Genomic DNA, 13475 nt, shown 5'->3' on the forward strand with positions numbered 1-13475 from the left:
GCGCAGCGCCTCGTTGAAGCCGTGCGTGTCACGGTGCACCTCGCGCTGGTTGACCAGGCACTTCTGCGAGGTGTGCACGAACTCGATCGGATCCTCGACCGTGAGCATGTGGCCGTATTCGTTCTTGTTGATGTGGTCGACCATCGCCGCCAGCGTGGTCGACTTGCCCGAGCCGGTCGGGCCGGTGACCAGGATCAGGCCCTGCGGCTGCTCGATCAGCTCGCGGAAGATGCGCGGCGCGCCGAGGTCTTCCAGCGTCAGCACCTCGGAGGGAATCGTACGGAACACCGCGCCGGCACCGCGGTTCTGGTTGAACGCGTTGACGCGGAAGCGCGCCAGGCCGGGAATCTCGAAGGAGAAGTCGGTCTCGAAGAACTCTTCGTAGTCACGCCGCTGCTTGTCCGACATGATGTCGTAGATCAGCGAATGGACCTGCTTGTGCTCCAGCGGCGGGATGTTGATGCGGCGCACGTCGCCGTCCACGCGGATCATCGGCGGCAGGCCGGCGGACAGGTGAAGGTCCGAGGCCTTGTTCTTCACCGAGAAGGCCAGCAGTTCGGCGATATCCATCGGGCGTTTCCCCTTGCAACATTCGTCAGGATGGAAAAAGCGGCACTGCGCAGGGATTCGCCGGGGCATGGCGCCATCGCGCCCACCCTGTCGTCTTTGAGCCGGCCATCCGACATCCCCCTTGGCAGCGAGCCGATACTACTCGCGCCAACCGCCGCGCGGCCAGTGGTGGCGACCGCCAGCCGGCGAAACTGCGATGCGCGCCCGTGGCGATGCGCCCCGAACTCCCGGAGGGAAGATCGCTCGACGGAAGTCTCCGATCCCGCCCCCCCGGCCGGGACCCCAACGGGCTGGACAAGGCCGGGTTGATTCACCCGCGGGCACCTGGAAGACCAGGGAAGCAGTGGAACTGGCCACGCCCGAATGGGGATCCTGGTCCAACCACCCGGATCCGGGCGTGGCTTTCTCCTTGTAAAGACTCAGTGCCCGCGGATTCGCGTGCTGACGTACACGTCGCCCGGATCGGCCGGCACCTGGGCGAAGTGCTTGCGCCCGAAGTACAGCCGTGTGCCGTCGGCAGAGAGCGTGGCGCGGGTCTCCGCTCCGTCCGGCGTGTTGACGGTGGGATTCTCGATCGGACCGCGCACCGTCCACAGTGCGGCGGTACTCGGGCGCGTGGCATACCAGATGTCCTGGTTGCGCGGATCGGCGCTGGCCCGGTTGCTGCTGAACACGATTTCCAGCCCGTCCCGGCGCACGTTGGGCATCAGGTCGGCGGCATCGGTACTCAGCTCGGCCACCTTTACGCCCGGCCCGAAGGTACCGTCGGGGCGCTGGCGGCTGACGTAGATGTCATGGCTCTTGCTGTCCGGATAGCCGTCGCTGGAGAAATACAGGAAGGTGCCTTCGGCGGTCTCCACGACCGACGGGCTGTATTCCGAACCCTTGGTATTCGGGCCGCCGTCCGCATAGCCGCCCAGATCCACCGGCGTGCCCCAGCCGTGCGCGGGGTTTTCGCGGGTCAGGAAGATGTCGCCGGCCGGCGGGCTGCCGGATGGCGGCGGCGGCATCGCCTTGCAGCCGGCGCAGTCCTCGGAGTTCTGCCGCGAGCTGACGAACAGCAGCCACTTGCCGGGCAGGGGCGTGGGGCAGTAGTCGGCGGCGGTGGGCGAATTCGCCGGCGCACCGAGGTTGGTGACGTGGTCCCAGCGGCGCATCACGGGATTCCAGGTGGCGCGCCAGTTATCCAGGCCGCCGTTGCGGGTGGACATGAAATACAGGTTGCGTCCGTTCGGCGATTCGATCGGACAGCCCTCGGCGGCCGCGGTGTTGATTCCGGGTGCGAGCTTGGCGTTGCGCCACCCGCCGTAATCCTTGGCGTAGGTGTTGGCGGACAGGATCACGGCGATGGCCAGTGCGCATTGCTGGTACTTGCGGTTCATGTGCATCTCCTTGCGTGGCGTGGATGACAGCGGAGAAGAGGCTTCTCAGTGGGGTTGCTGGGCGAAGGCCCCGGTGCCGGGCTCGCCTTGTGCAGGCGGGTGCACCGTGACCTGCACGCGACCGGCGCCCCGCCGCCGGCAGGCGCGACCGATGTCGGCCATCAGCCGTTCGCGTGCGGCGTAGACCTGGCCGAAGTTGTGCAGGCCGGTCCATTCGCCGACCTCGCGCTGGGCCGGCAGGCGGGGGGATGCGCAATCGACGACGAACCCGGTGGCCTGCACCAACGGCTGCGCCGCGGCGCTTTGCCGGGCGAAGGCCGACATGGCGCAGGCCGCGAACATGCCGGCGGTGAAGCGGATGCGGTGGTTCATGGCGATCTCCCTGCCCGCGTGCCGGCACAGCCGGTACGTTCAAGGCTGGGGCGACGGGGCGCCGCGGGTCTTGAGGCCGCTGTTCGGAAACCGCTGGACTTTGCTTGGATTCCTTGGGAAAACATTGGGGCGGCCTGCCGCACAAGGTTTTCGTCCACTCGAGTGCGTCGCCCGCCCCAGGACGTCATGACCCCGTCAACGCCCGCCCCGCTCGCCTTCGGCGAATCCGCGATCGACTTCGCGGGCCGGCGGCTGTTGCGCGACGGCATCGAACAACCGCTGGAGCCCAAGGCATTCGCCGTGCTGGCGCTGCTCGCCGGCACGCCTGGCCGGGTCTTCACCCGCGACGAGATCCTCGATGCCGTGTGGGGCCATCGCAACATCACCCCCGGGGTGCTGAACCGGGTGATGACCCTGCTGCGGCATGCACTCGGAGAGGACGCCCAAGCCGCGCGCTACCTGCATACCGTGCATGGCGTGGGATACCGCTTCGACCTTCCGGCCATCGCCCCCGGCGAGCCGTCGCAGGCAACGCAGGGATCCGCGCCGGAAACGCCGCCGGTGCCACGCCACGCCGCGCGCCAGCACGCCAGCGACCGGCGCAGCATGCCGCGCGCCCTGCCGTGGCTGCTGCCGCTGCTGGCCGTGCTCGCCTTCTCCGGCTGGCTATGGTGGCCGCATCCGGCGGCCACGCCCGGGCCGGCGACGGAGCGCAGCATCGCCGTACTGCCCCTGGTCAATGCCGGCAACGATGCTCAGCAGCTGTACTTCTCCGATGGTCTGTCGGAAAACCTGATCGATGCGCTGTCCCGCTTCGAGGGGTTGAAGGTGATCGGTCGCACCTCGGCCTTCCAGTTCCGCGACAGCAAGGACGACAGCGCGACCATCGGCCGCAAGCTGGGCGTGTCCTACCTGCTCACCGGCAGCGTGCAGCGCGCCGGCGACGTGGTGCGCATCAACGCATCGCTGGTCAGGGCCGCCGACGGCAGCGCGCTGTGGGCCGAGCACTACGACCGCCCCTACCGGAACCTGTTCGCCCTGCAGGACGAGATCGCCCAGGCCGTTGCCGGTGCGTTGCAGGTGAAGCTGCTGTCGCCCGAGGCAGCCACGCAGCCGGGCGATCGCCCGCCCGGCGGCAGCATCGAGGCCTACAACGCCTACCTGCAGGGCCTGAAGTACTGGCACGACGAGGATTTCCCCCAGGCCGCCGGGCATATGACCCAGGCCGTGCAGCTCGACCCGGCCTATGCGGTGGCATGGGCGCACCTGTCGGGAGCATGGAGCACCGTTGCCGCGTTCTCGAACGAAGCCCCCGCGGTGGCCCGCGAGCACATGCGCCAGTCGCGTGTGGCGGCGGACAACGCGCTTCGACTGGCACCCGGGCTGGGCCCGGCACACGCCGCGCGTGCCTACCTGCAGTTCTACGGTTTCGACCACCGCGGCGCCCTTGCCGAGTGCCGCCGCGCCGTGCAGCTGGCGCCGGCTGATGGCACGGTGCTCAACGGTTGCGGCTACGTGCTGGGCGGCATCGGAAAACTGGGCGAGGCGATCCGGCTGCGGGAGCGCCTGCTTTCGATCGAGCCGCTGTACGCCGTCAACCATTACCAATACGCGAAGTTGCTGGCGGCGGCCGGTCGGCTGGACAAGGCAACGAAATACCTGCGCATCGCCGAAGGCCTGTCGCGACCGGGATCGCACCCAGGGAGCCAGCAGATGTACATCGCCATCGCGCGCGGCGACGTGGAGACCGCGCGCGAGATCGCCCGCAACCAGTCCGCACCATGGCGCGACGTGTACCTGGCGATCGCCATGCAGATCTCTCCGGATCGCGCGGCAGCGGATGCAGCACTGGCGAAGGCGCTCGACGACGAGGGCCCGGCGAAGACCGCCCCCTACGCCATCGCGCAGGCTTATGCGCTGCGCGGCGACGCGGACAAGACCGTGGACTGGCTGGAGCGCGCTCCGGCCCACGACATCTTTTTCATGCTGGTCGACCCGCTCATCCTGCGCCTGCGCGACGATCCACGCCTGATTGCGTTTTGCCGGAAGACCGGCCTGCCGCCGCCGGGCGAAAGCGAGGCGTTGAGCATCGACCAGATCCGCGCCGCGGGCAGCACGCGTCGGCTCTGAGGTCGATCCATCTCCGGCAGCGCCTGTGCCGGTCGCTCCCGGGCCGGGCCACACGCCCGGGCACGTCGAGTCGCACCCTGGGCGCCTTCCCGTTGCACGACCGTGGTGTGCCGCTGGGGTAAGTTTTCCTGCACGGTGCAGTTGTGCTGCGATCCCGCAGGACCCGGGGCCGCGCATCGGATGCGCTTCTGCGAACGGGATATTCGCGCACGCACCCGCCACCCGTACCTCACCGCGAACCCCGCGTCAGGCGCCGCAGGCCCATCCGCCGACGGCGCTTCGGTTAAGGTATCGGCCCCACGCCATTGCACAGGAAACGGCATGACACGACTTGCCTTCATCGGCGGCGGCAACATGGCGCGCAGCCTGATCGGCGGCCTGCTCAAGACCGGCGCGGCGGCCTCGTCGATCCGCGTAGCCGAGCCGCAGGCGCAGGCGCGCGAGGCACTGGGACGCGAATTCGGCGTGGCCACCTTCGCCGAAAACCGGCTGGCCGCCGAGGACGCCGACATCCTGCTGCTGGCGGTCAAGCCGCAGGTCATGCCGGCCCTGCAGGCCGAGCTGCGCGACGTGCTGCAGCGCCAGCGGCCGATGTTGATTTCCATTGCCGCGGGCGTGCGCCTGGACCAGCTCGAGCGCTGGTTCGGCACGCACCTGGCCATCGTGCGCTGCATGCCCAACACGCCCGCGCTGATCGGCGCCGGCGCCACCGGCCTGTGCGCCAACGCGCGGGTGAGCCCGCCGCAGAAGGCGCAGGCGCAGCACATCCTCGATGCGGTGGGCCTGACCCGCTGGATCGACGACGAAGCGCTGATGGACACGGTCACCGCGCTGTCCGGCTCCGGCCCGGCGTACTTCTTCGCGCTGGTCGAAGCGCTGGAGGATGCCGCCGTGGCGCAGGGCCTGCCGCGCGAGACCGCGCGTGCGCTGGCCGCCCAGACCTGCCTCGGCGCCGGACGCATGCTGGCCGAGAGCGCCGAGGCGCCGGGCGAACTGCGCCGGCGCGTCACCTCGCCCAACGGCACCACCCAGGCCGCACTGGAAAGCTTTGCCGCCGATGGCCTGGCGCACATCGCCGCCCACGCCGTCGCCGCCGCCACCCGCCGCGGCGCCGAGCTGGCCGCCGAACTGGATGCCAAGGAGCCACGCCCGTGATCTACCTGCTCAACGCGCTTTCCCTGCTGCTGGAAATCGCCTTCGACGTGCTGGCCACGCTGTTCGTCCTGCGTTTGCTGGCCGAAGCCGGACGCGCCGATTTCCGCAATCCGGTCAGCCAGTTCGTCTACCGCTACACCAACCCGGTGCTGGCGCCGGTGCGCCGCGTGCTGCCGAACTGGCGGCGGATCAACCTGGCCGCACTGCTGGTCTGCTACCTGGTGATGCTGGTCAAGCGGCTGGTGCTGTTCGCGCTGGTCGGCACGATGCCGCACGTGGCCGGCCTGCTGGTGCTGGCGCTGGCCGACCTGCTCGACTTCGTGCTGCTGTTCTATCTGGTGCTGGTGTTCGGCTGGTCGCTGCTGAGCATGTTCCAGGTGAGCCCGTACCACCCGGTGATGGGCCTGGTCGAAGCCATCGTCGATCCGCTGCTGCGCCCGCTGCGCGGCAAACTGGTGGTGGGCATGCTCGACTTCTCGCCGGCCGTGGTGATGATCATCCTGCTGCTCGCGCGCATCCTCATCGCCGCGCCGCTGTTCGACTGGGGCACGCAACTGGCGCGCGGGTTCTAGGGCACGCGGACTTCGTCCCCAGGCCTGGAGCTCGCGCAGGACTTCAGGCGCGACGGGCCCAGGCGACGATGATCCGGTGCAGTTCGGCCAGCCCGTCGAACAACGCCGCCGGTCCCGGCTGCAGGATGATCGGCGACTTCACCTCGTGCAGTTCGCCGTCGCGCACGGCCGGGATCGCCTCCCAGCCGGGACGCGCCGCCACCCGCTCCGGCCGGAAGCGCTTGCCGCACCACGAGCCGAGGATGATGTCCGGCGCCCGGCGCACGACCTCGTCGCCATCGGCCAGGATGCGCTGCTTCGCCAGCGGCTCGCGCGCCAGTTCGGGGAAGGCGTCCTCGCCGCCGGCGATGCCGATCAACTCGGCCACCCAGCGGATGCCGGTGATGATCGGCTCGTCCCATTCCTCGAAGTACACCTTCGGCCGCCGGGGCAATCGCGCCGCCGCGGCGCGTATCTCCGCAATGTGCGCTTCGGCGCGCCTTGCATACGCTTCGGCCTTGTCGTGCGCGCCGACCATCGCGCCCAGCCGCCGGATATAGGCGAGGATGCCATTCACGCTGCGGTGGTTGCTGATCCACACCTCCACCCCGGCCTTGATCAGTTCGCGCGCGATGTCGGCCTGGATGTCGGAAAAGCCGATCGCCAGGTCCGGCTCGAGCTTGAGGATTTCGCCGATCTTCGCGCTGGTGAACGCGGACACCTTCGGCTTCTCCCTGCGCGCCCGCGGCGGCCGCACGGTGAAACCGGAAATGCCGACGATGCGGTGCTCCTCGCCCAACGCGTAAAGCACCTCGGTCGGCTCCTCGGTGAGGCAGACGATGCGCTGGGGGAAAGCGTCCATCAATGACCCAGCACGGTCACCACGACCTTGCGCTGGTGCGGGTCGTGGCGGTGCTCCCAGAGGTAGATGCCCTGCCAGGTGCCGAGCTGCGGCTTGCCGCCGTGCACCGGCACGGTGAGGCTGACGCCGGTGAGGATCGAGCGCACGTGGGCGGGCATGTCGTCCGGGCCCTCGGCATCGTGCTCGAACAGCGGGTCGCCGTCGGGCACGGCGCGGGCGAACCAGCGTTCCAGGTCCGCGCGCACGCTCGGGTCGGCGTTCTCACCGACCAGCAGCGAGCAACTGGTGTGCAGGGTGAAAACGTGGGCGATGCCCGTCTGCACGTGGCTGGCGGCGATCGCCTCGGCCACCTTGTCGGTGATCTCGCTGAAGCCGCGCCCGCGCGTGTGCACCACGAGGCCGCCCTGGGCGACGTGCGGCGCGGGCTGGGCATGGCTCATGGATAGAGCAGCCGGCTGGTCCAGGTCTGGCCGTGGCGGCTCCAGCGCACGCGGTCGTGCAGGCGGAACTGCGCGCCGTACCAGAACTCGACCATGTCCGGCTCCACCACGAAGCCGCCCCAGTGCGGCGGACGGGGCACGTCGCGTCCCTCGAACTCCTTTTCGCAGCGTTCGTAGCGTTGCTCGAAAGCCTCCCGGTCCGGCAGCGTCTGCGACTGCAGCGAGGCCCAGGCGCCGATCTGGCTGCCGCGGGCGCGGCTGGCGAAGTAGGCGTCCGACTCTTCCGCCAGCAGCTTGCGCGCCACGCCTTCCACGCGCACCTGCACGCCCTGGCGCAGGTGCTTCCAGTGGAAGCACAGCGCCACCTGCGGGTGCGCCTCGAGCTGCACGCCCTTATCGCTCTCGTAGTTGGTGTGGAAGCGGAAGCCGCGCTCGTCGGCGCCCTTGAGCAGCACGATGCGCGAGCTCACCCGGCCGGCCGCGTCGGCGGTGGCCAGGTTCATCGCCGTGGGTTCGGGATCGCCGCCGGAAGTGGCCTCGTCCAGCAGGCCGAGGAAGGTGTCCAGGATCTCGCGTTTGAGCATGACTCTTGCATCGTGGCGGCGCCGCGCCATCATGCGCGGATGACCAACGATGCTAGCACGCAGAACGTCGCCCTCGCCGGCCATCTGCTCGACCACTACGCCGGGCGCATCGCGCGTTCACGCCGCCCCTACATCCTGGGCCTTTCGGGCCTGCAGGGCAGCGGCAAGAGCACGCTCGCGCGGGTGATGAAGGCCGAGGCCGAGGCTCGCGGCTGGCCCACCGACGTGCTCGCGCTGGACGACTTCTATTACCCGCGCAGCGAGCGTGAAGTGCTGTCGCGCGAGGTGCATCCGCTGCTGCGCACGCGCGGCGTGCCGGGCACCCACGAGATCGAGTTGCTGCTCTCGGTGCTGGCGGCGCTGCCGCATGCGTCGGAGAAGCTGCCGGTGACCTGGCCGCGCTTCGACAAGGGCCGCGACACCCGCATCCCGCCCTCGCGCTGGCCGAAGGTGGCGCGCCCGCCGAAGCTGGTGATCCTCGAGGGCTGGGCGCTGGGCTTGCGTCCGCAGCTGCAGGCGGCGCTCGAAACGCCGGTGAACGCCCTCGAGCGCGACGAGGACCCGGATTGCCGCTGGCGCCACTGGGTCAACAAGCAGTTGCGCGCCTACCAGCCGCTGTGGCGCAAGCTCGATGCCTTGATCGTGCTGCAGGCGCCGAACTGGGACGTGGTGCGCCGCTGGCGTGGCGAGCAGGAGGAAAACCTGCTGGCGCGGCACGCGCCGCTGGCGATGGACGCCGAGGCGATGGTGCGTTTCCTCGCCCACTTCGAACGCCTCAGCCGCCACGCCCTGGCGACCCTGCCTGTGCTGGCCGACAGCGTGGTCGAGTACGACGACAACCGGCATGTGACCGGCCTGGCCCACGCCTGACATTTCTGCTCCCTCTCCCCATCCGGGGAGAGGGCTGGGGTGAGGGGCAACTCTTGCGGCAAACCACGCAAAAACGGCGGCTTTTGCTGTCTTTCCCGCGAGCCCCGGCCCCTCACCTCGGTCCTCTCCCCGGAGGGGCGAGGAAGACAAGCCTCAGCCCCCACTCAAGCGTCAGTCCCCCAGCAGCGCCGCATACCCCAGCCGCGCATCCGGCCAGCGCGGCGCGAACCCGCTCGCCCGCAGCCGCGCGTTGCTGAGCCTCTTGCTGCCCACACCGGCCGGCGGCGGTCCCTCCGGCGGACGCGGTGCGCCCACCCATCCGGCCAAATGGTCGTACAGGACATCCAGCGGCAGCGGCGTGTCATCCACGCCCAGGTAAAGCGGCCCGGCACCAGGCAACAGCAACAGATGCGCGATCGCTGCCGCGGCGTCGTCCACGTGGATGCGGTTGGCCCAATGCACCTGCGCCCGCGGCACCGCTGCCAATCCGGCCCGCAGGCGATCGACCAGTTGCAGCCGTCCGGGCCCGTACAGGCCAGCCAGCCGCAACACTGTGGATCGCACTGGCCGGTCCGCCAGCCAGCGCTCCGCTTCCAGCAACACGCGGCCGTTGAAACCCGGCGGCCGGGCCGGCGTGTCCTCGTCCACCCAGCCGCCGGCGTGGTCGCCGTAGACCGCGCTGGAGGAAACCAACAGCACTCGTCGCAGCACGGTGCGATCGAGCGCGCCGAGCATCGCGCGCAGGCCGCCGAGGAACACCGCCTCGTACGTCGCCTGGTCGCGCGCATCCGGCGCCGGCAGGTAGACCAGCCGGGTGATGCCTGCAGGCAGGCCGTCCATCGTCGCGGGCGAAGCCAGGTCGCCGGCCAGCCACCGGATGCCGCCGTCGCACGCCGCCGGCGGCCGCCGCCTGAGCGCGAACACTTCATGCCCCTGCGCACGCAACAGGCGCGCCACGCGCAGCCCGACGTCGCCGCAGCCGGCCAGCAAGACGCGTTCGCCCGTGGTTGCTAGCATGCGCGCATGAACCCCTCGTGCAACCTGTTCCTGATCGGCCCGACCGGTGCCGGCAAGACGTCGATCGGTCGACGCCTCGCCGCGCATTATGGCCTGCCGTTTATGGATCTCGACCAGGAGATCGAGCGCCACTGCGGCGTGGACGTGCGATGCGTGTTCGAGATCGAGGGCGAGGCCGGCTTCCGCCAGCGCGAGAGCGCGCTGCTCGACGCGCTGAGCGCGCGTGCGGGCGTGCTGCTGGCCACCGGCGCCGGCGCCGTGCTCGATCCGGACAACCGCCGGCACCTGGCCGAGCGCGGCTTCGTGCTGTGGCTGGACACCACCGTGGACCAACAGCTCGAGCGCCTGGCGCGCGACACCAAGCGCCCCCTGCTCGCCGGCGAGGACCGGCGCGGCAAGCTCGAGTCGATGGCGCAGGTGCGCGCACCGCTCTACCGCGAGATCGCCGACCTGCGCATGCCCGGCGAGCATGAAGGCGTGGCGACGGCGAGCGAGCGCTGCCTCGCCCTGCTCGACCAGCACTGGCAACGGCAACAGGCAGCATGAACGGCATCATCGAAACGGACGTCCAGACGATCGAGGTCGCCCTCGGCGAACGCCGCTACCCGGTATGGATCGGCCGCGGCCTGTTGCACGACAGCGCACGCTGGCGCGCGCGCCTGCGCGGTCGCCATGCGCTGGTGGTGAGCAACACCACCGTGGCGCCGCTCTACCTGGAACGGCTGGCGCAGGGTCTGGACGGACTGCAGTGGTCGAGCTTCCTGCTGGACGACGGCGAGGCACACAAGAGTTTCGCGAACGTCGGCCGCGCGCTGGACGCGCTCGCCACGCTGGGCGCCACCCGCGACGCCTGCGTGATCGCGCTCGGCGGCGGCGTGGTCGGCGATCTGGCCGGTTTTGCCGCCGCCTGCTGGATGCGCGGCATCGACTTCATCCAGATGCCGACCACGCTGCTGGCGATGGTCGATTCCTCGGTCGGCGGCAAGACCGGCGTGAACCTGCCGGCCGGCAAGAACCTGGTCGGCGCCTTCCACCAGCCGCGCGCGGTGGTCGCCGACATCGACACCCTGGCCACCCTGCCCGAGCGCGAGTACTGCGCTGGGCTGGCCGAGGTGGTCAAGGGCGCGGCGATCGGCGACGCGGACTTCTTCGCCTGGCTCGAAACGCATGCCGACGCCCTGGCTGCCCGCGACACCGCCAAGGTCATCGAGGCGATCGCGCGCAAGGTGCGCTACAAGGCCGGCGTCGTGGCCCGCGACGAAACCGAGCAGGGCGAACGCGCGCTGCTCAACCTGGGACACACGTTCGGGCACGCGCTGGAAACCGCAGGCCGCTACACGACCCTGCTGCACGGCGAAGCGGTGGCGATCGGCATGCTGCTTGCCGCGCGGCTGTCCGAACGGCTGGGCATGAGCGGAGCGCCCGACTCCGCCCGCCTGCAGCACCTGCTCGCCCGCCTTGGCTTGCCGGTGAGCATGCCGACAGGCTCCGATCCGGAGCAGTTGCTCGCCCTGATGCGGCTGGACAAGAAGAACACGGCCGGCACGCTGCGGCTGATCCTGTGGCGCGGCATCGGCCGCGCCCAGATCGTCGGCGGCGCCGACGAGGCCGCGGTGCTGGCCGTGCTGCGCGAGGCCTCGGCCGCAGCCTCGCATCCCGCGTAGGGTGGGCTTCAGCCCACCGGGATTCCCGCAACGGGACGGCGGGCTGAAGCCCACCCTACGCGTATGGCGCGGAACCCTGGCCACGGCGCGGCAACATGCGCGCTCGCCAGCCTCGCCGCGGCCTTCTAGAATGTCGCGCTTGCGGCGCTCCTCGCCGCACCATCACGGACACCATGCGCCTCTACCTGCAAACCATGCCCGCCTCGGCCGAGGCGCCGCGCTACGTGCAGATCGTGCTCGAGCAGGATCTGCTCGGCGGCTGGACGCTGTACCGCGAAAGCGGCACGCAGGGCGGCAAGGCCACGCTCAAGCGCGAGCAGTTCCTCGAGCGCGATGCAGCCATCGCGGCGTTCGAGAAGGCGCGCGACGCGCAGCTGAAGCGTGGCTTCCGCGTGATGTTCGCCCAGGGCCTGGACGGCCCGCACGGACGATGACATGACCGCCGCACTCAAGAACGACCGTTTCCTGCGCGCGCTGCGCCGGGAACCCACCGACACCACGCCGATCTGGGTGATGCGCCAGGCCGGCCGCTACCTGCCCGAATACCGCGCCACGCGCGAGCGCGCCGGCAGCATCATGGGCCTGGCGCAGAACCCCGAGTTCGCCTGCGAGGTGACCCTGCAGCCGCTGGAACGCTTCGAGCTGGACGCGGCGATCCTGTTCTCCGACATCCTCACCATTCCCGACGCGATGGGGCTGGGCCTGTCCTTCGCGCCGGGCGAGGGCCCGCAGTTCGCACGCCCCGTGCGCGGCGCGGCCGACATCGCGCGGTTGGCCGTGCCGGACATGGACGGCGAACTGCGCTACGTGATGGACGCCCTGCGATTGATCCGCCGCGAGCTCGACGGCCGCGTGCCACTGATCGGTTTTTCCGGCAGCCCGTGGACGCTGGCCTGCTACATGGTCGAGGGCCACGGCTCGCGCGACTTCGCCACGCTCAAGGCGATGTGCTGGAACGAGCCATCGCTCGCCCACCAGTTGCTCGGCACCCTGGCCCGCGCGGTCGCCGCCTACCTCTGCGCCCAGGCCGCCGCCGGCGCGCAGGCGCTGATGGTGTTCGACACCTGGGGCGGCCTGCTCGGGCCTACGCCCTTCCGCGAGTTTTCGCTGCGCTACATGCGCGAGGTGGTCGCCGCGCTCAAGGCCGACCCTCACGCGCGTGAGCTGCCGGTGACGCTGTTCTCCAAGGGCGCCGGCCTGCACCTGGCCGAGATGGCCGATTCGGGCTGCTCCGCGCTCGGCGTGGACTGGACCATCGACCTGGGCGACGCCCGCCGCGCGGTCGCCGGCAAGGTCGCCCTGCAAGGCAATCTCGATCCGACCGTGCTGCGCGCCAGCCCCGAGGTCATCCGCCGCGAGGCCCGCGCCGTGCTGGACAGCTACGGCAACCACCCCGGGCACATCTTCAACCTGGGCCACGGCATCACTCCGGAAGTCGAGCCCGAACACGTCAAGGTGCTGGTCGACGAGGTGCACGCCTACGGCCGCACCCTGCGCGCAGGCCGCTGATGGGCTGGCTGATCACCAAGTACCTGGTCACCGCCGCCGTGGTGGTGCTGGTGTCCGAGGCGGCCAAGCGCAGCGACCGGCTGGGCGGCCTGCTCGGCGCGCTGCCGATGGTCACCCTGCTGGCGCTCATCTGGCTCTACGTCGAGCACCAGCCGCAGCAGAAGATCGCCAACCACGCCTGGTACACGTTCTGGTACGTGCTGCCGACCCTGCCGATGTTCCTGGTCTTCCCGGCGCTGCTGCCGCGGCTGGGTTTCTGGCTCACGCTGCTCGCCTGCGCGGTCATCACGGTGGCGTGCTTCGGGCTGTTCGCGCTCGCGGTGCGGCGCTTCGGGATCGAGCTGCTCTAGCGTCCCCGATTGCCGGCTA

Annotated in this window: 16 protein-coding genes; 9 read left to right on the plus strand and 7 right to left on the minus strand. The window is 70.1% G+C overall.

Annotated elements, in window-relative coordinates; genetic code table 11:
• The 3 genes from AAIL17_RS16805 to AAIL17_RS16815 all read right to left on the minus strand — a co-directional run.
• Positions 1-570: type IV pilus twitching motility protein PilT (locus AAIL17_RS16805; RefSeq protein WP_424684000.1), on the minus strand; the 570-nt coding region annotated here is incomplete at its 3' end.
• A 419-nt stretch (positions 571-989) separates the two neighbouring features.
• Complete coding sequence (locus tag AAIL17_RS16810; protein ID WP_424684001.1) at positions 990-1952, minus strand: hypothetical protein; 963 nt, start codon at positions 1950-1952, stop codon at positions 990-992.
• A 45-nt stretch (positions 1953-1997) separates the two neighbouring features.
• Positions 1998-2324 (minus strand): hypothetical protein, encoded by a 327-nt coding sequence (locus tag AAIL17_RS16815; protein ID WP_424684002.1) that lies wholly within the window; start codon positions 2322-2324, stop codon positions 1998-2000.
• A 186-nt stretch (positions 2325-2510) separates the two neighbouring features.
• Between AAIL17_RS16815 and AAIL17_RS16820 the strand changes: the two genes are divergently transcribed.
• From AAIL17_RS16820 to AAIL17_RS16830, 3 genes are all read left to right on the plus strand, one after another.
• Positions 2511-4454 carry a winged helix-turn-helix domain-containing tetratricopeptide repeat protein gene (locus AAIL17_RS16820; RefSeq protein ID WP_424684003.1) on the plus strand — a complete coding sequence of 648 codons (1944 nt, stop codon included), beginning with the start codon at positions 2511-2513 and terminating at the stop codon, positions 4452-4454.
• Between the two features lie 321 nt (positions 4455-4775).
• Positions 4776-5609: a pyrroline-5-carboxylate reductase gene (gene proC, locus AAIL17_RS16825; protein WP_424684004.1), complete on the plus strand. Its 834-nt coding sequence runs from the start codon at positions 4776-4778 to the stop codon at positions 5607-5609.
• The gene (locus tag AAIL17_RS16830; RefSeq protein ID WP_424684005.1) at positions 5606-6181 is read left to right on the plus strand and encodes a YggT family protein; all 576 of its coding nucleotides are present in this window, start codon (positions 5606-5608) and stop codon (positions 6179-6181) included. The genes proC and AAIL17_RS16830 overlap by 4 nt, the downstream gene beginning before the upstream one ends.
• 43 nt (positions 6182-6224) lie before the next feature.
• On the opposite strand, the gene AAIL17_RS16835 is transcribed toward AAIL17_RS16830, so the two are convergent.
• The 3 genes from AAIL17_RS16835 to pdxH are packed head-to-tail and all read right to left on the minus strand — an operon-like array spanning position 6225 to position 8046.
• On the minus strand, positions 6225-7022 hold the full coding sequence (locus AAIL17_RS16835; protein ID WP_424684006.1) for an ABC transporter substrate-binding protein: 798 nt from the start codon (positions 7020-7022) through the stop codon (positions 6225-6227).
• A complete protein-coding gene (locus tag AAIL17_RS16840) occupies positions 7022-7462 on the minus strand; it encodes a secondary thiamine-phosphate synthase enzyme YjbQ (protein WP_424684007.1) in 441 nt (146 codons plus the stop codon). The genes AAIL17_RS16835 and AAIL17_RS16840 overlap by 1 nt, the downstream gene beginning before the upstream one ends.
• Positions 7459-8046 (minus strand): pyridoxamine 5'-phosphate oxidase, encoded by a 588-nt coding sequence (gene pdxH, locus AAIL17_RS16845; protein WP_424684008.1) that lies wholly within the window; start codon positions 8044-8046, stop codon positions 7459-7461. Before pdxH ends, AAIL17_RS16840 begins: the two co-directional genes overlap by 4 nt.
• 39 nt (positions 8047-8085) lie before the next feature.
• Between pdxH and AAIL17_RS16850 the strand changes: the two genes are divergently transcribed.
• Positions 8086-8916, plus strand: a complete 831-nt coding sequence (locus tag AAIL17_RS16850; protein WP_424684009.1) for a kinase — start codon at positions 8086-8088, stop codon at positions 8914-8916.
• A 171-nt stretch (positions 8917-9087) separates the two neighbouring features.
• Here AAIL17_RS16850 and AAIL17_RS16855 read toward each other — a convergent pair whose 3' ends face one another.
• Positions 9088-9933, minus strand: coding sequence for an NAD-dependent epimerase/dehydratase family protein (locus AAIL17_RS16855; protein ID WP_424684010.1), 846 nt, complete (start codon positions 9931-9933; stop codon positions 9088-9090).
• A gap of 6 nt (positions 9934-9939) precedes the next feature.
• On the opposite strand from AAIL17_RS16855, the gene AAIL17_RS16860 reads away from it, so the two are divergent.
• From AAIL17_RS16860 to AAIL17_RS16880, 5 genes are all read left to right on the plus strand, one after another.
• Complete coding sequence (locus tag AAIL17_RS16860; protein WP_424684011.1) at positions 9940-10479, plus strand: shikimate kinase; 540 nt, start codon at positions 9940-9942, stop codon at positions 10477-10479.
• Positions 10476-11597 (plus strand): 3-dehydroquinate synthase, encoded by a 1122-nt coding sequence (gene aroB / locus AAIL17_RS16865; protein WP_424684012.1) that lies wholly within the window; start codon positions 10476-10478, stop codon positions 11595-11597. The genes AAIL17_RS16860 and aroB overlap by 4 nt, the downstream gene beginning before the upstream one ends.
• 173 nt (positions 11598-11770) lie before the next feature.
• The gene (locus tag AAIL17_RS16870; RefSeq protein ID WP_091340633.1) at positions 11771-12031 is read left to right on the plus strand and encodes a WGR domain-containing protein; all 261 of its coding nucleotides are present in this window, start codon (positions 11771-11773) and stop codon (positions 12029-12031) included.
• A gap of 1 nt (position 12032) precedes the next feature.
• Positions 12033-13106, plus strand: a complete 1074-nt coding sequence (gene hemE, locus AAIL17_RS16875; RefSeq protein WP_424684013.1) for a uroporphyrinogen decarboxylase — start codon at positions 12033-12035, stop codon at positions 13104-13106.
• Positions 13106-13456 (plus strand): DUF3147 family protein, encoded by a 351-nt coding sequence (locus AAIL17_RS16880; RefSeq protein WP_424684014.1) that lies wholly within the window; start codon positions 13106-13108, stop codon positions 13454-13456. Before hemE ends, AAIL17_RS16880 begins: the two co-directional genes overlap by 1 nt.
• Positions 13457-13475 lie beyond the last annotated feature (19 nt).

It is taken from the genome of Frateuria sp. YIM B11624 (assembly GCF_049727805.1).
GTDB lineage: Bacteria > Pseudomonadota > Gammaproteobacteria > Xanthomonadales > Rhodanobacteraceae > Frateuria_A.

What these genes read in the sequence shown, in the direction of transcription:
- AAIL17_RS16810 (WP_424684001.1), bottom strand. Translation starts at nt 1,952, where the DNA reads ATGAACCGCAAGTACCAGCAATGCGCACTGGCCATCGCCGTGATCCTG.
- AAIL17_RS16815 (WP_424684002.1), bottom strand. Translation starts at nt 2,324, where the DNA reads ATGAACCACCGCATCCGCTTCACCGCCGGCATGTTCGCGGCCTGCGCC.
- AAIL17_RS16820 (WP_424684003.1), top strand. Translation starts at nt 2,511, where the DNA reads ATGACCCCGTCAACGCCCGCCCCGCTCGCCTTCGGCGAATCCGCGATC.
- proC (WP_424684004.1), top strand. Translation starts at nt 4,776, where the DNA reads ATGACACGACTTGCCTTCATCGGCGGCGGCAACATGGCGCGCAGCCTG.
- AAIL17_RS16835 (WP_424684006.1), bottom strand. Translation starts at nt 7,022, where the DNA reads ATGGACGCTTTCCCCCAGCGCATCGTCTGCCTCACCGAGGAGCCGACC.
- AAIL17_RS16840 (WP_424684007.1), bottom strand. Translation starts at nt 7,462, where the DNA reads ATGAGCCATGCCCAGCCCGCGCCGCACGTCGCCCAGGGCGGCCTCGTG.
- pdxH (WP_424684008.1), bottom strand. Translation starts at nt 8,046, where the DNA reads ATGCTCAAACGCGAGATCCTGGACACCTTCCTCGGCCTGCTGGACGAG.
- AAIL17_RS16850 (WP_424684009.1), top strand. Translation starts at nt 8,086, where the DNA reads ATGACCAACGATGCTAGCACGCAGAACGTCGCCCTCGCCGGCCATCTG.
- AAIL17_RS16855 (WP_424684010.1), bottom strand. Translation starts at nt 9,933, where the DNA reads ATGCTAGCAACCACGGGCGAACGCGTCTTGCTGGCCGGCTGCGGCGAC.
- AAIL17_RS16860 (WP_424684011.1), top strand. Translation starts at nt 9,940, where the DNA reads ATGAACCCCTCGTGCAACCTGTTCCTGATCGGCCCGACCGGTGCCGGC.
- aroB (WP_424684012.1), top strand. Translation starts at nt 10,476, where the DNA reads ATGAACGGCATCATCGAAACGGACGTCCAGACGATCGAGGTCGCCCTC.
- AAIL17_RS16870 (WP_091340633.1), top strand. Translation starts at nt 11,771, where the DNA reads ATGCGCCTCTACCTGCAAACCATGCCCGCCTCGGCCGAGGCGCCGCGC.
- hemE (WP_424684013.1), top strand. Translation starts at nt 12,033, where the DNA reads ATGACCGCCGCACTCAAGAACGACCGTTTCCTGCGCGCGCTGCGCCGG.
- AAIL17_RS16880 (WP_424684014.1), top strand. Translation starts at nt 13,106, where the DNA reads ATGGGCTGGCTGATCACCAAGTACCTGGTCACCGCCGCCGTGGTGGTG.